The organism is Streptomyces sp. NPDC090798, assembly GCF_044768965.1.
Taxonomy (GTDB): domain Bacteria; phylum Actinomycetota; class Actinomycetes; order Streptomycetales; family Streptomycetaceae; genus Streptomyces.
The window spans coordinates 103,090-121,054 of the sequence record NZ_JBIVXA010000021.1; the positions used below are offsets into that span (position 1 = coordinate 103,090).

Consider the following 17,965-nt stretch of genomic DNA (forward strand, 5'->3'; position numbering starts at 1 on the left):
ACTTCTCCGAGCCGCAAGGAGGAACCAGCACATGCACCCCAGTTCCAGAAGGAGACGCCGCAGGACCCGCCGACTGTGGACCGCCGTGGTGGCGGCCCTCGCGCTTCCGCTCACGATGCTCGCGAATGGTTCAACTCCAGCTCACGCAGCGGGAGTTCAGTGCAGTGTCGACTACAAGACCAATGACTGGGGCTCCGGCTTCACCGCGGATCTCACCCTCACCAACCGGGGCACGGACCCGATCAACGGCTGGACCCTGACGTACGACTACGCGGGCAACCAGACGCTGACCAGTGGCTGGAACGGGACCTGGTCGCAGTCCGGCAGGACGGTCACCGCGAAGAACGCCTCCTGGAACGGGACGGTCGCCGCCGGGGCAGCGGTCTCCACCGGTGCGCAGTTCACCTACAGCGGCGCCAACACGGCGCCCGCCTCCTTCGCGGTCAACGGCACCACCTGCACCGGCGCCCACCAGCCGCCGGTCACCGTGCTGACCAGCCCGGCCGCGGGCGCGGTCTACACGCAGGGCGACGCGATCCCGCTGGCCGCGACCGCCGCGGCCGCCGACGGCGCGACGATCAGCAAGGTCGAGTTCTACGACGACACGACCCTGCTGGGCACGGACACCAGCTCCCCCTACACACTGTCGACCTCCGGCTTGACCGTGGGCAGCCATTCGCTGGTGGCCAAGGCGTACGACAGCCTGGGCGCTTCCGCGGCGTCCACACCGGTCGGCATCACGGTCGCCTCGGGTCCCGCCGTGGTGGCCTCGCCGACCCAACTCGGCGTCCAGCAGGGGAAGTCGGGAACGTTCGCCATGCAGCTTTCGAAACAGCCGGCCGCGAACGTGACGGTGACGACCGCCCGTGCGGACGGCAATCCGGGACTGTCCGTGACCGGCGGCGCCTCGCTCACCTTCACCCCGGCCAACTGGAACACGGCACAGAACGTCACCATCACCGCCGACGCCTCCGGGACCGGCGCCGCGACCTTCACGGCCTCGGCGACCGGGTACGCCAAGGCGACGGTCACCGTGACGGAGCTGGCCGCGTCGAAGGCGTACGACGCGCGCTTCCTGGACCTCTACGGCAAGATCACCAACCCGGCGAACGGCTACTTCTCACCCGAGGGCATCCCCTACCACTCGGTGGAGACGCTGATCGTCGAGGCGCCGGACCAGGGTCATGAGACGACGTCGGAGGCCTACAGCTATCTCATCTGGCTGCAGGCGATGTACGGGAAGGTCACCGGCGACTGGTCCAAGTTCAACGCCGCGTGGACGACCATGGAGACGTACATGATCCCCACCCACGCCGACCAGCCGACGAACTCCTTCTACAACGCCTCGAAGCCCGCGACCTACGCACCGGAACTCGACACCCCGAACGAGTACCCGGCCAAGCTCGACACGGGCGTCTCCGTCGGCTCCGACCCGATCGCGGCCGAGCTGAAGAGCGCGTACGGCACGGACGACGTGTACGGCATGCACTGGCTCCAGGACGTCGACAACGTCTACGGCTACGGCAACGAGCCCGGCAAGTGCGAGGCCGGACCGACCGCGACCGGACCGTCGTACATCAACACCTTCCAGCGCGGCGCGCAGGAGTCGGTGTGGGAGACGGTGCCGCAGCCGACCTGCGACGCCTTCAAGTACGGTTCCACGAACGGCTACCTGGACCTCTTCACCGGGGACTCCTCGTACGCCAAGCAGTGGAAGTACACCGACGCGCCGGACGCCGACGCGCGGGCCGTGCAGGCCGCGTACTGGGCCGACGTGTGGGCCAAGGCGCAGGGCAAGGGCGGCGACGTGTCCGCGACCGTCGGCAAGGCGGCGAAGATGGGCGACTATCTGCGCTACGCCATGTACGACAAGTACTTCAAGAAGATCGGCAACTGTGTCGGCCCGTCCGCCTGTGCGGCCGGCACCGGCAAGGACGCCTCGCACTATCTGCTCTCCTGGTACTACGCCTGGGGCGGCGCGACCGACACCTCGGCGGGCTGGGCCTGGCGCATCGGCTCCAGCCATGTGCACGGCGGCTACCAGAACCCGCTGGCCGCGTACGCGCTCAGCTCGTACGCCGATCTGAAGCCCAAGTCCTCGACAGGGGCGGCCGATTGGGGCACCTCCCTCACCCGGCAGCTGGAGTTCTACCGCTGGCTGCAATCCGACGAGGGCGCCATCGCCGGTGGCGCGACCAACAGCTGGGCGGGCCGTTACGCGACCCCGCCGGCCGGGACGCCGACCTTCTACGGCATGTACTACGACCAGCAGCCCGTGTACCACGACCCGCCGTCCAACCAGTGGTTCGGCTTCCAGGCCTGGTCCATGGAGCGGGTCGCCGAGTACTACCAGCAGACGGGGAACGCGAGCGCGAAGGCGATCCTCGACAAGTGGGTCTCCTGGGCGCTGTCCAAGACCACGGTCAACCCGGACGGCACCTACCAGATCCCCTCCACGCTCCAGTGGTCCGGCGCCCCGGACACCTGGAACGCGTCGAGTCCCGGTGCCAACAGCGGACTTCACGTCACGGTCGCCGACTACACCAACGACGTCGGTGTGGCCGCCGCGTACGCCAAGACCCTGTCGTACTACGCCGCCAAGTCCGGCAACGCCCAGGCGAAGACGACGGCGAAGGCGCTCCTCGACGGCATGTGGAGCAACTACCAGGACAGCCTGGGCATCGCCGTCCCGGAGACCCGCGCCGACTACAACCGCTTCGACGACACGGTCTACGTCCCGAGCGGCTGGAGCGGCAAGATGCCGAACGGCGACACGATCAACTCCACCTCGACCTTCGCCTCGCTCAGGTCCTTCTACAAGAACGACCCGAACTTTTCGAAGATCGAGGCGTATCTGGCGGGCGGAGCCGCGCCCTCCTTCACGTACCACCGGTTCTGGGCCCAGGCGGACATCGCCCTGGCCATGGGCTCGTACGCGGAGCTTCTCGAATAGTCCCCGCCGGGCGCTCCGCGGGTTGGGCGGTATGTGAGCTGCGGGCCCGTAGTGGCCGGTCGCGCAGTTCCCCGCGCCCCTGAAGGGGCGCGGTAGCTCGCCGCGCTTCACCGGAACCGCCTGAAAGCTCCGCGTGCGCGGTCCCGTCACCTGACGACGGGGCCACCTGGCCGGGCGGCCCCCACCCGCACTGGGGGCCGCCCGGTCGTCATGCCCTCCTTCAGAGAGGCCCCTGGAAGAGCGCGCGGGGACGAGGGCGAACATGAAGCCATCGTCCTTCACCGCGCATGACGGTGCGCTGGAAAATAGCGACGAAGGTCCGATTGGGAAGCGTTTACCCCACCCATCATGATCACAACTCCGTCACTACCCTCACCCCCTACTCACATTTTCTTCACACCTCCCTATACGGTCACCCCACCTCGAAACATCCCTGGGGGGGACCATGTCGTACAACCAGCCGCCGCCACCGCCCGGATACGGTCCGCAGCCTGTGCCGCCCGCCCCTGCCCCGCATCCGGCCAGGCCGCGCTGGGCACGGAAGCGCTACGTGCTGGGCGCGATCGGTTTCGCCTTCTGTCTCGGCATCGGCGCCGGCGGAAGCGACAACGGTGGCGACAGCACCAGCCAGGCCGACCACACCACGAAGGCGGCGGCAGGCAAGGTGCGGCCGACCCCCACCGTCACCGTCACCACGACGGCCACCGCGAAGCCGGAGCCCGCACCGACGGTCACCGCGACGAAGACGGTCAAGGTCAAGGTGACCGTCACCGCGAAGGCCGCCTCGGGCAGCGGCTCCGGCAGCAGTGGTGGCAGCAGCAGCAGCGGGGACAGCGTCGGCACGTGCTCGATCACCTCCAACTCCGGCAACTGCTATTCGGCGGGCCAGTACTGCCGGAACAGCGACCACGGTGCCAGTACGACCACCGCGAGTGGCAGCAGGATCAAGTGCGTGTACCGCTCCAACGCATGGCGCTGGTCCTACAGCTGACAGCGAAGCCCTTGCCTGCGGACGGCATCCTCGGGGCCGCCCGGACCGGCAGGGCTTCCCGGCCCTCGTAGAGCACCGGCCCAGCTCTGTTCAGGGGGTGTACACCGTGGGGCGCGGTGCTGTCGGCATTCCGTCGCCGATGAAGAAGCTCGGGTGTGGGGGCTGGTTGTAGGCGGTGTTCTGCCAGGCCAGGGCCGTGCGGTACTGGGTGTCGTGGAGGAGGGTGGTGATCCTTGTGGTCGTCTCGTAGGGGGTGGAGTAGATCCTGAGGGCCGTGTTGTCGGTCGTCGGCCAGACGACCTCCTCGCGCCAGTCGCCGAGGATGTCGCCGGACAGTGACGGGGTCGCCTTGGTGCTGTTGTTGGAGTGGACGCCCGCGCCGGTCAGCAGCCGGGCGTCGGACGAGGTGCCGTACTTGTCGATGTGGGTGTCGTCGAGGAGTTCGCGGACCGGGTCGCCGTCCCACCAGGACAGGAAGTTGACGCTGCCCGGCTTGCGGGTCGCCACCACCGTGCCCTCGGGGTTGCGGACGCCGTCGGCACGCGAGGACCAGGACTCGGCGCCCGCGCTGCCCGCCCAGATGTCCCCGGACACGCCTCGGCCGTTGTCGCCGTTGGCCGCCGTGGACCACAGGATCGCGCCCGTCTTGGCGTCCGCCATCCAGGACGCCGGTTTCGAGGAGTCCTCGTCGACCTTGAACTCCTCCAGGCCGGGGCGTGCGGGGTCGAGGTCGCCGACGTGCATGGCGTCCCCGTGCCCGTTCTTGGTGGTCCACAGGCCGTTGCCGTCGTCGTCCACGGCCATCGAGCCGTACGCGACCTCGTCCTTGCCGTCCCCGTCGACGTCCGCGACCGACAACTGGTGGTTGCCCTGGCCGTCGTAGCCCTTGCCGCTGTTGGTCGAGGAGTTGGTGTCGAAGGTCCAGCGTCGGATGAAGGCGCCGCCCCGCCAGTCCCAGGCGGCGACGACGGTACGGGTGTAGTAGCCGCGCGCCATGACGAGGGAGGGCCGGGAGCCGTCCAAGTAGGCCGTTCCCGCGAGGAATCGGTCGACGCGGTTGCCGTACGAGTCGCCCCAGGAGGAGACCGTGCCGCGCGCCGGGACGTAGTCGACGGTGCCCATGGCGGCGCCCGTCCGCCCGTTGAACATGGTCAGGTACTCGGGCCCGGACAGCACGTATCCGTTGGAGTTCCGGTAGTCGACAGTTGCGTGCAGGTGCTCTCTACACGTACAGACGGGCCAGTGCCGCCACCGTGCGCGCGATGCGCTCCCGCAGTTCGGCGGGCTCCAGCACCTCGATCGCCGCGCCCAGTCGGAGGAATTCGTCGTGAGCCTGGTCGATGGACTCGATGGGGACGGTAGCGCGCGTCCAACCATCCTTGTCCGTAGGGCCTTTGACCTCGAGGGGCCGGGCCGCCGGACCGGCGAGAACGGTTCCCGGCGCGATCCGGATCACTGCCTCGGCGCGGTGCAGCCGGTCGTGGAACTCCTGTTGGTACGCCGTCCAGGTCGAACGTCGCCGGCCGGCCGAACTCCTCTTCGGTCGAGGTGAGTTCGAGGATCTGATCGACACGGAAGGTGCGCGGTCCGGGGCCCGCGACGACGTACCAGCGGCCCGCCTTCAGGACCAGGCCGTACGGCTCCAGGCGGCGCCGCACATCCGTGGGCTCGCGCCAGCGGCGGTACAGGACGTGCAGCACCCGCGCGTTCCAGACGGCGTCGGCGACGGCGGGGAGGTACGGGGTGTCGTCGGCGTCCGCGTACCAGCCGGGGGCGTCCAGGTGGAAGCGGCCGCTGATCCGGTCGGCGTGCGTGCGCAGCTCGCGCGGGAGGGCGGCGCGCACCTTCAACTGGGCGGCGGCCAGGACCGGGCCGAGGCCCAGCTCGGCGGCGGGGCCGGGGACGCCGGCGAGGAAGAGGGCCTCGGCCTCCCCCTCAGTGAGGCCGGTGAGACGGGTGCGGTAGCCGTCGAGGAGGCGGTAGCCGCCGGCGTGCCCCGCGTCGCCGTACAGCGGGACGCCCGCCGCGCTCAGTGCCTCGACGTCCCGGTAGACCGTGCGGACCGAGACGTCGAGCTCCTCGGCGAGGTCGGCGGCGGTCATCCGGCCGCGGGTCTGGAGCAGCAGGAGGATCGAGACGAGCCGGCTGGACTTCACTGACACAGGATGTCAGTGAAGCCGGCCTAGCGTGCGCGTCATGGCTTCCACCACCTTCCCGAACTTCAGGGAGAAGTTGCTGACCGTGCCGCCGCCCATCGAGGTGGCGGGGCGACGGATCAAGCGCTACCACGTCACCGCGGACCCGGCCGGTATCGCGCCCGACGTCGAGGCGGCGGCGTACGCGACGCTGCCGCAGCTGCTGCCCGAGCCCGACGGCACACCGCCCGCCACCTTCGTCGTACTGCACCGGGGCGGCGACGACGGCGCCTACCTCAACGCGTACAGCTGGGTGTGGGACAACGTCCTGCACTTCCGCGGCGCGTCGGCGGGCCAGCCGGTCCTCGGCTGCCCGGACCGGGACCCCACGCACTTCATCACACCCGACCTCCCCTGGATCGGCTGCGTCTGGGAGCTGCCGCCGATCCTGCACGAACGCGACGCCTGGGTGCGCCACATGCTCGCGCCCGACGCCCCCGACCTCGACGCCTACCTTGCCGACTCCCTCCCCGAGGGCACGACTGGAGACCGCTCATGAGCAGCCCGCGCGACTTCGACTTCTTCCACGGCGAGTGGGACGTCCACCACAGGCGTCTGACCGACTTCCTCGACCCCGGCAGCGGCTGGGAGGAGTTCGGGGCCACGAACCGCTGCTGGAGCCTGTTCGACGGCGCCGCGAACATCGACGAGATGACGGTGCCCGGTCAGGGCTGGCAGGGGCTCACCCTGCGGCTCTTCGACCCCGCGGCGCGGATGTGGTCGCTGAACTGGTCGTCGAGCCGCAGCGGGAAGCTGTTTCCGCCGGTGGTGGGGCGGTTCGGGCCCGACGGGCGCGGCGAGTTCCACGGCGACGACACGCACGACGGGAAGGACGTGCGGGTGCGGTTCGTGTGGTCGGGGATCTCCCCGACCACGGCCCGCTGGGAGCAGGCCTTCTCCGTGGACGGGGAGAAGACATGGGTGACCAACTGGGTCATGGAGTTCGCGCGGCGGGGAGCTTCCTGAACGCGCGGAGAGCGAACTGTGGGTCGGGGCGCGGGACTTCCTGATCGGGCAGAGCTTCGAGCAGCGTGACGAAACGCTCGGCCAGCGGGTCGTCCGGGGCGATCCGGGTGAACCAGCCGCGGCGCAGGTCCGCCACCGTGCCGCGCGGGCTGCGGCCCTGGCCGTGGCCCCGGAAACGGGCACGCCCGGCCGGGGTGAGGCCGTGCTCGACGGCGTACGCCTCGACGTCCTCGGGGCGGTCCTGGGCGGGGCGGCGCGGGCGGGAGGCGAGTACGGCGTCGATGTCGCTGCCCACGTCGTGTGCGGCGGCCTTGTCGACAGTGGTGACGTACACCCCGCCCGGGCGCAGGACCCGCGCGCACTCGGCGACGATGGCGCGGACGTCCTCGGCGCCGTCGACCAGATGGAGCAGCCAGACGCTGGTGACGGCGTCGAACGAGGCGTCGGGGAAGGGCAGTCGGCGGCTGTCGGCGCGGATCACCGCGCCCGGGAGCCGTGCCGCAGCCATCCGGGCCATGCCCTGCGCGGCGTCCGCGCCCGTCACCCGGAGCGTCGGGCGGGCGACGGCGAGGCGGCGCGTGACGATCCCGGTGCCGCAGGCGACGTCGAGCAGGGCCTGTACGTCGTCGGGGACGAGGCCGAGTACGGCGGTCGCGGCCGCGGCGGCTCTGGGCTCACCGCCCCTGCTGGCGTCGTATGCGGCGGCTTCCTTGTCGTAGTCCAGCACGTGGATCAGTGTGCGCCATGTCCCGGAGCGAGTGCCTCCACCCTGCGGGCGAGCTTGAGGTCGAGCTCCGTGACCGCGCCGCCGACGCTGTGGGTGTTCACGGTGAGGGAGATCGTGTTGTAGCCGAGGGTGAGGTCGGAGTGGTGGTCGAGCTCCTCCTGTACCTGGGCGATGTGTACGACCATCGCGGTCGCGGCGAAGTGGGAGGGGAGGCGGTAGGAGCGGGCGAGGTGGTCGCCGTCCAGCGACCAGCCGGGCAGCTCCGCGAGCTGCTCCTCGATCTCCTTCTGCGACAGCGGTTCGACGGGCATGGCCTCGCTCCGTTCTTCCTGCGGTGGGGTGCGGTGGGGGCTGTTCCTCAGCCTGCCACACTCCCCCGACCAGGGCTCTCCGGCGCCCCGTCCCATCCCTGGGCTTCGCCCCCGGACCCCCCGGGTGTGTTCTTCGGCCGCGGGTGGGAGAGGGCTGGTCGCGCAGTTCCCCGCGCCCCCAAAGACCCCGGCCGTCCGGCGTTCGAAAGCAAGGCCCACGCTCCACCCACGGCGTTCCTCGGTTACGGTCGGCGTATGTCCATCGTCGCGTCCGGTCCGGCCAGGCCCTCAACCCATCCCGTCGGCAAGGGCGTCGGCCCGCTGCTGCGCGGCTGGCGGGAACAGCGTCGGGTCAGCCAGCTGGAACTGGCGCTGCGGGCCGACTCCTCGGCCCGCCACATCAGTTTCATCGAGACCGGCCGCTCCCGCCCGAGTGAGGAGATGGTGCTGCGGCTGGCCGAACACCTCGACGTCCCCGTACGGGAACGCAACGCGCTGCTCCTGGCCGCCGGCTACGCGCCCCACTACCCGGAGACCCCCCTCGACGACCCCTCGATGGACGCCCTGCGCCAGGGCATGGAGCGGCTGATCCAGGGCTACGAGCCCTACCCGGCGCTGGTGGTGGACGCCACGTACACCGTGCTCGCCGCCAACCGTGGCATCACCATGCTCCTGGAGGGCGTCTGCGAGTCGCTGCTCACCCCACCGCTGAACGCGATGCGGCTGACCCTCCACCCGGAGGGACTGGCGCCTCGGATCCGCAACCACCGCGAGTGGCGCGACCACCTGCTCGCGCAGATGGACCGGCAGATCGCCCTGGACCGCTCCGAGCCACTGCGTGCGCTCTACGAGGAGGTGGCGGCCTACCCGGTGCCGGACCCGGACCAGGGACAGGGAGTGGGACCGGAACTGGAGGAAGGTGTCGGGCCCGTTCCCTATTTCGCGCTTCCCCTGCGGATCGAGCACGGCGGGCGCGTGCTGTCCTTCATCTCCTCCATCTCCACCTTCAACACCCCGATGGACGTCACCGTCGCCGAGCTGGCCATCGAGACGTTTCTGCCCGCGGATCCGGCGACCGTCAAATACCTTCAGTCACTGGTGTCTTGACGGAGCGTCGCCGATCCGTTTGAGTGGAGGCTTCGGCGCTTGGGGAGGGCGTGGCGTGAGTGAGCGGCGGGCTGCGCCCACCGTGGGGCAAGTGGTGCTCGGGCGGCGGCTGCAGGAATTGCGGGAGGCCACCGGGCTGAAGCGCGAAGAAGCCGCGCGTGTCCTGCGTGTCGCCCCGGCGACGGTGCGGCGGATGGAGATGGCCGAGGTCGCCCTCAAGATCCCGTACCTCCAGGTGCTGCTGACGACGTACGGCGTGGCCGACGACGAGGTGGCCGCCTTCGTCACGCTCGCCGAGGAGGCGAACCAGCCGGGCTGGTGGCAGCGGTTCCACGATGTGCTGCCGGACTGGTTCAGCATGCACGTCAGCCTGGAGGGCGCCGCCCGTCTGATCCGCTCGTACGAGCCGCACTTCGTGCCCGGGCTGCTGCAGACCGAGGAGTACGCGCGCGCCGTACTGGAGGCGGGAACGGTGGGCCAGACGGGGCCCGAGGCCATCGAGCGGCATGTGACGCTGCGCATGACGCGGCAGCAGCTGCTGCTGGGGCGCGAGCACCGGCCGCGCCTCTGGGTGATCATGGACGAGACCGCGCTGCGGCGTCCGGTGAGCATCCGTGGGGAGGTCATGCGGGACCAGATCGACCGGCTGCTGCGGGAGATGGAGAGCGACGACATCTCCGTCCAGGTCGCCGAGTACGCGAGCGGCCCGCATCCGGGGACGTACACCTCCTTCGCGCTGTTCCGCTTCGCGGAGCCGGAACTGCCCGACATGGTCTACAGCGAGTACCTGACCGGTGCGATCTACCTGGACTCGCGCCCCGAGGTGGCCATGCATCTGGAAGTGCTGGACCACATGTCCGCCCACGCCGCCTCCGTGCCCCGCACCAAGGAGATCCTGCGGGAGATCCGGGACTCCTACTGAGAGTTCTCAAGGAGGAGTTCCCAGGGAGTTCCCAAGGAGGAGTTCCCAGGGAGGGGCTCTCAGGGAGCCCCTCTCCTCGAAGGCCTTTACGCCGCGCCGCCCCTCGTCTCCCTCTCGTCGTCCACGATCTCGGCGTCCACCACACCGTCCTCCGCCGCCGTGGTGTGCTCGGCGGCCGGCTCCTCCCGGGGCGTCTGCTGGGCCTGGGCATACATGGCCTGGCCCATCTTCTGGCTCACCGAGGCCAGTTTCTCCACGCCGGTGCGCAGGTCGGTGGTGTCGGTGGCGGAGTCCTCCAGGAGACGCTTGAGGTCGGCGACGGCGGACTCGACCTCGGGTTTCGTCTCGGAGGGGATGCGTTCGTCGTTCTCGCGGAGGAACTTCTCGGTCTGGTAGACGAGTTGTTCGGCCTGGTTGCGGGTCTCGGCGGCCTCGCGGCGCGCGCGGTCCTCCTCGGCGTACTGCTCGGCCTCGCGCATCATGCGGTCGATGTCGTTCTTGGGGAGCGCGGAGCCGCCGGTGACGGTCATCTTCTGTTCGCGCCCGGTGGCAAGGTCCTTCGCGGAGACGTGCATGATCCCGTTGGCGTCGATGTCGAAGGCGACCTCGATCTGCGGGACTCCGCGCGGCGCGGGCGGCAGCCCGGTGAGGTCGAAGACGCCGAGCTTCTTGTTGTACGCGGCGATCTCGCGTTCGCCCTGGTAGACCTGGATGCCGACCGAGGGCTGGTTGTCCGCGGCCGTGGTGAAGATCTCCGAACGGCGGGTCGGGATCGTGGTGTTGCGCTCGATGAGCCTGGTCATGATGCCGCCCTTGGTCTCGATGCCGAGGGACAGCGGGGTGACGTCGAGGAGCAGGACGTCCTTCACGTCCCCCCGGATGACACCCGCCTGGAGGGCCGCGCCGAGCGCCACGACCTCGTCCGGGTTGACGCCCTTGTGCGGGTCCTTGCCGGTGAGCTCCCTGACCAGGTCCGTGACGGCGGGCATCCGGGTCGAGCCGCCGACCAGGATGACGTGGTCGATCGCGGCGAGCTTGACGCCCGCGTCCTTGACCGCCTGGTGGAAGGGGGTCTTGCAGCGGTCGAGCAGATCGGCGGTCAGCTCCTGGAACTGGGCGCGGGTCAGTTTCTCCTCGAGGTGCAGGGGGCCGTCGGCGGTGGCGGTGACGTAGGGCAGGTTGACGGTGGTCTCGGAGGAGCTGGACAGTTCGATCTTGGCCTTCTCGGCGCCCTCGCGCAGCCGTTGCAGCGCCATCTTGTCGTGGCCGAGATCGATGCCGTACGCGGCCTTGAAGCGCTGCGCGAGGTGTTCGACGATCCGCTGGTCCCAGTCGTCGCCGCCGAGCCGTGTGTCGCCGTTGGTCGCCTTGACCTCGATGACGCCGTCGCCGATCTCCAGGAGCGAGACGTCGAAGGTGCCGCCGCCCAGGTCGAAGACGAGGACGGTCTGCTCCTCGCCCCGGTCGAGGCCGTAGGCGAGGGCGGCGGCCGTCGGCTCGTTGATGATCCGCAGCACCTTCAGGCCGGCGATCTCGCCCGCCTCCTTGGTGGCCTGACGCTGGGCGTCGTCGAAGTAGGCGGGCACGGTGATCACGGCGTCCGTGACGTCCTCGCCCAGGTAGGCCTCCGCGTCCCGCTTCAGCTTCTGCAGGACGCGCGCCGACAGTTCCTGGGCGCGGTAGCGGGTGCCGTCGACGGATCCCTGCTCCGGGAAGCGCCAGCTCGCGTCGCCCATGTGGCGCTTGACCGAGCGCGCGGTGCGCTCCACGTTCGTCACGGCCTGCCGTTTGGCGACCTCGCCGACGAGCACCTCGTCGTTCTTGGCGAAGGCCACCACCGAGGGGGTGGTGCGCGCGCCCTCCGCGTTGGTCACGACGGTGGGGTCGCCGCCTTCGAGAAGGGCCACCACCGAGTTCGTCGTACCGAGGTCGATCCCTACCGCACGTGCCATGTCCGTCCCCTTCCGCCAGGGCGCTGCCCACCTTCAAGCACAAAACTTGAGTGCGTTCTTGTCAATGGGGCGGACATGACAGCGCCGCGGGCCCTGCGCGGGACCGCGGCGCCGTACTGCTCCCGGACGTCAGGCCAGCTTGGCCGTCAGGGTGATCGTCGTGCCGGTCAGCGCCGCGCTGACCGGGCAGTTCTTCTTCGCGTCCTCGGCCGCCGCGACGAAGCCGTCGTTGTCGAGGCCCGGCACCGTGCCCTCCACGGTCAGGTGGATGCCGGTGATGCCCTCGCCGGGCTGGAAGGTGACGTCGGCGTTGGTGACGAGCTTGGTGGGCGGGGTGCCCGCACCCGCGAGGGCGTGCGACAGCGCCATGGAGAAGCAGCTGGAGTGGGCGGCGGCGATCAGCTCCTCGGGGCTGGTCTTGCCGTTGGCGTCCTGCGCCCGCGACGCCCACGTCACCGGCTGCTGGCCGATGCCGGAGGAGTCGAAGGTGACGACGCCGCTGCCCTCGAGCAGGTTGCCTTCCCACACGGTGTGCGCGGTGCGCGTGGTTGCCACGATGATTCCCTTCGATGAGGTCCCGTTTTCGGGGGTCCGTACGCACCATCCGATCACACCTGCGCGCCACTCACGCAGAATGACGGCTCAACGGGACCGCGAAGAAGTCTCGCCGCGCCCGCGAAGGTGGTTCACCGCACCCGGAAGACCGGTCCCCGCGCCGTGAACGGGAGCCGCGCGCCCTGCGGAATCAGATACGCGTGCTCGCGCCGCACCCGCAGCACGTCGCACCAGCCGTCCGTGATGACCAGCAGCGGCGCGCCCGGCGGGAAGTCGTCCGCGCGGTGCAGCAGATCGATGCCGGGCTGCAGCACCGTACCGCCGCGCCCGTGCACCCGTACCCGCCCGGCGATCTCGGTGACCGGCAGATAGCCCGCGTCGTGCGGCGCCGCGTCGCAGAACACCACCCGCGCGGCCGGTACGTCCCGGGCCTCGGCGTACGAGGCGATGGCGCCCAGCGCCTTGCCGAGCAGGGTGCGGTCCATGGAGCCGGAGGTGTCGAGGACGACGCCGAAGGTGCAGCGGGCGATCTCCTCGGGCGGGAAGTACCGTCCCGCGCGCGGGATGTCGGGGGTGGACGCCTGACGGCGCGAGGAGCGCGCGTACGTCCGTACCGGCTCGGGGCGGGGCACGAACTCGTCGAACCAGCGGGCCAGGCGGGCGTCCCAGGGCAGCGGCGGATGGTTGAGCGCGCGGATCTCCTCGACCAGACCGCCCGGCAGATAGCCCCGCTCCAGCTGCTGGTGCAAGTCGAAACCGTGGCTCAGGCCACGGCGGTAGAGCTCGTCCAGGTCCACGTAGTCGCGCGGGGAGCCGAGCGGGGCGCCGAGGATGTCACCCGCGCCCTTGCCGCGCAGCGTGGACAGCCGGCGCATCCGGCGCAGGTCCTTCGCGATCCGGTCGTACACCTCCTCCGCCGAGAGGTCCTTCAACTCCGCGTCGTACAGGAGCCCTTCGGGCATCGTGCCGACCTGCATCTCGCACAGCCAGCCGTTGATGACGTAGTCGGCCGCGATGTTGAAGAGGTACGGGTCGCGGGCGCCGCAGCGGTCGCCGTGCCGCAGGGCGGCGTGCAGCATCTCGTGGGCGAGGACGAACCGCCATTCCTCCTCCTCCAGTTGACGCAGCGGGTTGATGTAGATCTCGCCCGCCTCCGCGTTCACGGCGGCGACGGAGATGTCGTAGGCGCGGGCCAGTTCGGCGTCGGCGACCAGGGTGATGCCGGCCGCGACGCCGCCGAGCAGCGGGTAGGAGGAGATGAACCAGCTCAGCGCCCGCTCCCAGGGCTGCAGCCGGGTGGGCCCGCCGCGCATCGAGCCGCGGCGGCCGCCGGCCACGTCCATCGCCGTGGCCACGGTTCGGGTCAGGGCGTGCGCGAACTCGAGCTGCCAGTCCGGGGCCTGGCCGCCCTTCCAGGTGTCCCACGGCACCAGCAGCTGGTCCGGCTCGCCGCCTGCCGTACCGCAGCGCTCGTACGGGGCCGGAGTCCCCTCGCGCCGCCAGCGGGCGGCGAGCTGCTCCTCGTCGCCGTCGGGGTACGAGGGCGGCAGGTCCTCGGGGGTGAGGCCGATGGGGAAGCCGAGCAGGAAGCGGTTGACGACCGCGCAGCGGGCGGCGAGGGCGTGGCGGTCGGGCTGCTCGCGCGTCTTCGGCGCCGCCGGGACATGGCCGAAGCCCAGGTGGATGACGGCGTGCGCGACCGCCCAGGCCCACTCGACGGGTTCGGCGCGGCGGGTGGGGTGGATGTGCAGCACGCCGTTGGAGTCGACGCGGACGAGACCGTCGCGGGGCGAGTCGGGGCAGTCCTCCTGGCGGCAGGTGCTGAAGCCGATGGCGGCGAGCGCCCGGTTGGCCCGCACCAGCCGCATCCCCTCCGCGAAGGCCTCGGCCGCGAGGTCCTTCTTCGGCTGTCCCTTGCCGCGGCTGGTCGGGGTACGGCTCACTGCCGCGCCTCGACCAGCCGGGGCATGTCGCGGGCCGCCTCGACCAGGAACCAGGCGGGCAGGAGGGGGTTGCCGTCGGTGTCCGGGGCGATGACGCCCTGCGCGACCTCCACGGAGATCTCCGCGAGCTGCACGAGCAGCGACTTGGCGCGGTACGCGGTCTGCTGTCCGCTCGCGGAGAGGTGCTCCTTGCTGGCGGGCAGCTCCTTGACGAGCCGGCCGCGGAAGGACTCGGCGAGGTAGTACAGCAGGTCGCGGTCCTCGGGGCGGTGCGGCCAGCGGGCGTCGCCCTTGACGATCGCCTCGATGCCGAACCGGCTGCGCACGATCTTCACATAGCCGCAGAAGGCGACCGCGTGCGCGGGGGTCAGGGTGCCGTGCGCGATCACCTTCAGGGTCGGCTCGTCGAGGGCCGGTCCGAAGGAGTGCAGCGCGTCGGAGAGCATGTGCCAGGAGCGGGGTGTGGAGAACGGCTCCTCGGTCTTCGGCGGCTTGGACCACAGGTGGTCGGGCCGGTCGGTGAGGTGGTCCACGACCCAGGGGTGGATGCCGTTGGCGGCGGCCCAGCCGAGCCAGTCCTTGGAGGAGGCCTCCAGGTGCACGTGCGTGAGGCGGTTGATCAGCGCGGAGGCGATCGGGCGGGCCAGCGCGTTGTCGGTGGCGCGGTTGCCCGCGCCGATCACGATCGAGCCCTTGGGCAGCTCGTAGTCGCCGATGCGGCGGTCCAGGATCAGGGAGTAGAACGCCTTCTGCACATCCGGCGTCGCCGCGTTCAGCTCGTCCAGGAAGAGGCAGTACGGCTCGTCCCGGGCGATCGCCTCCGGCGGGCAGAACACCGAGCGCCCGTCGCGGATCTGCGGGACGCCGATCAGGTCCTCGGGTGCGAGCTGGGTGCCGAGCAGGCTGACGCACTCCAGTCCCAGCGACTCGGCGAACTCCCTCACCAGGGAGGACTTTCCGATGCCGGGGGCGCCCCAGAGGAAGACCGGCCGCACGGTCGCGAGACCGAGCAGCAGTTCCGGTATACGGGCGGGGGTGACGGTCACGACTGCCTGCACGCGGCATCCTCGGGGGTCGGCAAGTGCCCCGCGGGTGCGCGGTGCTCCATGCGAACAGTGTGTGCGCGGGGCTCGCCGACCGCAGCCCATTTTCCGCCGCCACCGACCGCAGCCCGTCTCCCGCCGCCACCGACCGCAGCCCGTTTCCCGCCGCCCCGGCCCGGCCCCCTGGCCGTGGCTCAGGCGGCGCGCTCGTCCACGGGCGCCGCCAGCGGCACTTGGGGGCCGTCGCACTCGCGCAGCCAGCGTCGCAGTACGCGGTGCACCTGCTCGGCGCCCACGAGATCCGCGTCATCCTCGACCGGTAGGGACAGGGCCGTCGGTGACAGCAGGAAGGGGCGCGCCTGGGCGCCGCCGAGTCCGCCGTGCGAGCCGATCTGCTCCTCGAAGGCGAGGACTTCGCCCTCCTTCGGATCGTACGAGGAGTTGACCATGATGTCGGCGACGTGCGGGAAGGAGTGCGTACGTCGTACGGCGTCGGCGGCGCCGGGGCCGAAGTCGGCGAGCGGGCCCGGGCGCGCGTCGTCGAGCTTGTCGACCGGCATCTCCGCGCCGTTCGCGCCCAGCACGAGTCCGCCGTACTCCTCGCTGCGGACCAGCACGAAGCCGACGCCGGGGTGGTTGGCGAGGGTGGACAGCAGCGCGGGGTGGCGGCGGTCGATCTCCTCCCGGCTCATCCGGTGCGGCACGTCGGGGAAGGAGACCAGGCCGAGGTTTCCGGAGGCCAGCACGATGGGCTCGGAGCGGCGCGAGGGACGGTGGTGCTCGCCGCGCTCCTCGACGGGTCTGCGCAGCGCGGCCCGCACCGCCGCCCGTGCCTCGGTGCCACTGTGCGTGCGCTGCGCCCTGCGCGGCACGGGCAGCCCGCACCCGGCCCGGACCAGGTTGCCGAGGCTGAGGCCGTAGCGGGTCAGGAAGGTCTCGCCGGGGCTCTGGCCGTGGTCCGACAGCACCACGATCCGGTAGGGCCGCGGGGCGTGTTCGGCGACCTTGGCCACCAGGGCGAGGGACCGGTCGAGGCGCTCCAGGACCTTCTCGGCGTCCCGGCTGCGCGGCCCGGAGTGGTGGGCCACCTCGTCGTACGCCACCAGGTCCGCGTAGACCGCGTTGCGCCCGGCGAGCATGTCGCCGATCACCGCGGCGACGACGACGTCCCGCTCGACGACGGTCGCGAAGGCGCGCACCAAGGGGTACAGCCCGCCGCGCTTGACCCGGGGCCGCCGCTTCTTCATCCGGGCCCACGTGGACTGCCCCATCTCGCGCAGCACCTCGGCGACGAAGGACATGGCCGTACGGACGGCGTTGGCGGGGTCGCTGAAGTACGCGAAGTAGCCCGAGCGGGAACGGTTCTCCCGGCCCCTTCGCGCGGCCATGGACAGCACGAGGGCCAGCTGGTCGGCGCCGCCGCTGAAGAGGTTGCCGCGGCTGGCGCCGTCGACGGTGAGCAGGCCCCCGTCGCCGGAGTGCTCGACGGCCCGGCGCTGGAGTTCGGCGGCACTGGAGGGCCGGTTGCACACCATGACCTCGTGCGTGTCCTTCTCGTACCAGCGGAAGGCCGGCACGTCGTGGTTGCTGCCGTGCAGGATGCCGAGCTGGCTGGCGCCGGTCTGGCTGGACCAGTCGGTGCGCCACGGGGTGAGCCGGTGGCTGGAGCGGCCGCCTTCCACCGGGCCGTCGAGCCATCGCGCGACGGTGGGCATCAGCCCCTTGCCGACCGCCTCCTCCAGCACGTCGTGGCCGACGCCGTCGAGCTGGAGGAAGACGGCACCGGGGGCCGAGGGCCAGGCCTGCCCGTCACCGCGCCTGCGGCGCCGGTCGGCGAGCCGGGAGAGCCTGCGCCGGTAGGCCTCGTCGTCCCGGACGGCGAGGGCACCCCCGGTGGCCGAGGCGACCGCGGACATCACGGCGGCGACGACCACGGCGGTCTCGGGCGCGGCCTCGCCCTGCCCGGAGGGGTTGACGCGCAGGGCTATCAGCAGCAAGGACCCGTTCAGGAAGAAGACGAGCAGACCGAGCACGAGGGCGGGGACCAGGAGCAGCGCCCGTACGAGCAGGGGCCACACGAGCGAGGAGAGCAGACCGAAGACGGCCGCGCCGGCCCCCGCGGTGACGGCGATCCGCGTGGCGCTGTCGCCGTTGCTGGACTCCAGCTGGAAGTCGGGCAGCACACCGGCGAGGACGAGCATGGTGACCGTGGACACGGCCCACACCGAGACGCTCCGCCACACCCCGCTGAGAAGTCGCCGCCAACGCCTTCCGCCCACGCCCTGTCCACCTCACGTCCC

The 17,965-nt window shown here is 70.9% G+C and carries 13 protein-coding genes and 2 pseudogenes; 6 read left to right on the plus strand and 9 right to left on the minus strand.

Features of this window, described 5'->3' with window-relative positions; genetic code table 11:
• Positions 1-31 precede the first annotated feature (31 nt).
• The gene (locus ACIQTP_RS35320; RefSeq protein WP_403407679.1) at positions 32-2,953 is read left to right on the plus strand and encodes a glycoside hydrolase family 48 protein; all 2,922 of its coding nucleotides are present in this window, start codon (positions 32-34) and stop codon (positions 2,951-2,953) included.
• Positions 2,954-3,398: 445 nt separating this feature from the next.
• Positions 3,399-3,944 (plus strand): hypothetical protein, encoded by a 546-nt coding sequence (locus ACIQTP_RS35325; protein ID WP_403407681.1) that lies wholly within the window; start codon positions 3,399-3,401, stop codon positions 3,942-3,944.
• Positions 3,945-4,034: 90 nt separating this feature from the next.
• Here the strand turns inward: ACIQTP_RS35325 and ACIQTP_RS35330 are convergent.
• A pseudogene (locus ACIQTP_RS35330) lies at positions 4,035-5,153 on the minus strand (rhamnogalacturonan lyase); the annotation flags it as partial.
• 13 nt (positions 5,154-5,166) lie between these two features.
• Positions 5,167-6,100: pseudogene (locus tag ACIQTP_RS35335) on the minus strand (helix-turn-helix transcriptional regulator).
• Between the two features lie 40 nt (positions 6,101-6,140).
• Here ACIQTP_RS35335 and ACIQTP_RS35340 point away from each other — a divergent pair.
• Positions 6,141-6,638 carry a hypothetical protein gene (locus ACIQTP_RS35340; protein WP_403407682.1) on the plus strand — a complete coding sequence of 166 codons (498 nt, stop codon included), beginning with the start codon at positions 6,141-6,143 and terminating at the stop codon, positions 6,636-6,638.
• Positions 6,635-7,105 carry a hypothetical protein gene (locus tag ACIQTP_RS35345; RefSeq protein ID WP_403407684.1) on the plus strand — a complete coding sequence of 157 codons (471 nt, stop codon included), beginning with the start codon at positions 6,635-6,637 and terminating at the stop codon, positions 7,103-7,105. Before ACIQTP_RS35340 ends, ACIQTP_RS35345 begins: the two co-directional genes overlap by 4 nt.
• Here the strand turns inward: ACIQTP_RS35345 and ACIQTP_RS35350 are convergent.
• Positions 7,074-7,832: a class I SAM-dependent methyltransferase gene (locus tag ACIQTP_RS35350; RefSeq protein WP_403407685.1), complete on the minus strand. Its 759-nt coding sequence runs from the start codon at positions 7,830-7,832 to the stop codon at positions 7,074-7,076. The two genes, ACIQTP_RS35345 and ACIQTP_RS35350, sit on opposite strands and share 32 nt — an antisense overlap.
• Positions 7,833-7,837: 5 nt before the next feature.
• Positions 7,838-8,143, minus strand: coding sequence for a 4a-hydroxytetrahydrobiopterin dehydratase (locus tag ACIQTP_RS35355; RefSeq protein ID WP_403407687.1), 306 nt, complete (start codon positions 8,141-8,143; stop codon positions 7,838-7,840).
• A 255-nt stretch (positions 8,144-8,398) separates the two neighbouring features.
• Here ACIQTP_RS35355 and ACIQTP_RS35360 point away from each other — a divergent pair, with 255 nt between their 5' ends.
• Positions 8,399-9,250: a helix-turn-helix domain-containing protein gene (locus tag ACIQTP_RS35360; protein ID WP_403407689.1), complete on the plus strand. Its 852-nt coding sequence runs from the start codon at positions 8,399-8,401 to the stop codon at positions 9,248-9,250.
• 55 nt (positions 9,251-9,305) lie between these two features.
• Positions 9,306-10,172: a helix-turn-helix domain-containing protein gene (locus ACIQTP_RS35365; protein WP_403407691.1), complete on the plus strand. Its 867-nt coding sequence runs from the start codon at positions 9,306-9,308 to the stop codon at positions 10,170-10,172.
• 86 nt (positions 10,173-10,258) lie between these two features.
• Here the strand turns inward: ACIQTP_RS35365 and dnaK are convergent, their stop codons facing one another.
• From dnaK to ACIQTP_RS35390, 5 genes are all read right to left on the minus strand, one after another.
• Positions 10,259-12,124: a molecular chaperone DnaK gene (dnaK, locus tag ACIQTP_RS35370; RefSeq protein ID WP_403407693.1), complete on the minus strand. Its 1,866-nt coding sequence runs from the start codon at positions 12,122-12,124 to the stop codon at positions 10,259-10,261.
• 129 nt (positions 12,125-12,253) lie between these two features.
• Positions 12,254-12,679 carry an OsmC family protein gene (locus tag ACIQTP_RS35375; RefSeq protein ID WP_060901013.1) on the minus strand — a complete coding sequence of 142 codons (426 nt, stop codon included), beginning with the start codon at positions 12,677-12,679 and terminating at the stop codon, positions 12,254-12,256.
• Positions 12,680-12,810: 131 nt separating this feature from the next.
• The gene (locus ACIQTP_RS35380) at positions 12,811-14,547 is read right to left on the minus strand and encodes a hypothetical protein (protein ID WP_403407770.1); all 1,737 of its coding nucleotides are present in this window, start codon (positions 14,545-14,547) and stop codon (positions 12,811-12,813) included.
• A gap of 71 nt (positions 14,548-14,618) precedes the next feature.
• Positions 14,619-15,680 (minus strand): ATP-binding protein, encoded by a 1,062-nt coding sequence (locus ACIQTP_RS35385; protein ID WP_403407696.1) that lies wholly within the window; start codon positions 15,678-15,680, stop codon positions 14,619-14,621.
• 179 nt (positions 15,681-15,859) lie between these two features.
• Positions 15,860-17,944: a phage holin family protein gene (locus ACIQTP_RS35390; RefSeq protein ID WP_403407698.1), complete on the minus strand. Its 2,085-nt coding sequence runs from the start codon at positions 17,942-17,944 to the stop codon at positions 15,860-15,862.
• Positions 17,945-17,965: the final 21 nt, after the last annotated feature.

Coding starts and splice junctions, on each gene's coding strand:
- ACIQTP_RS35320 (WP_403407679.1), top strand. CDS start 32: ATGCACCCCAGTTCCAGAAGGAGACGCCGCAGGACCCGCCGACTGTGG.
- ACIQTP_RS35325 (WP_403407681.1), top strand. CDS start 3,399: ATGTCGTACAACCAGCCGCCGCCACCGCCCGGATACGGTCCGCAGCCT.
- ACIQTP_RS35340 (WP_403407682.1), top strand. CDS start 6,141: ATGGCTTCCACCACCTTCCCGAACTTCAGGGAGAAGTTGCTGACCGTG.
- ACIQTP_RS35345 (WP_403407684.1), top strand. CDS start 6,635: ATGAGCAGCCCGCGCGACTTCGACTTCTTCCACGGCGAGTGGGACGTC.
- ACIQTP_RS35355 (WP_403407687.1), bottom strand. CDS start 8,143: ATGCCCGTCGAACCGCTGTCGCAGAAGGAGATCGAGGAGCAGCTCGCG.
- ACIQTP_RS35360 (WP_403407689.1), top strand. CDS start 8,399: ATGTCCATCGTCGCGTCCGGTCCGGCCAGGCCCTCAACCCATCCCGTC.
- dnaK (WP_403407693.1), bottom strand. CDS start 12,124: ATGGCACGTGCGGTAGGGATCGACCTCGGTACGACGAACTCGGTGGTG.
- ACIQTP_RS35380 (WP_403407770.1), bottom strand. CDS start 14,547: ATGCGGCTGGTGCGGGCCAACCGGGCGCTCGCCGCCATCGGCTTCAGC.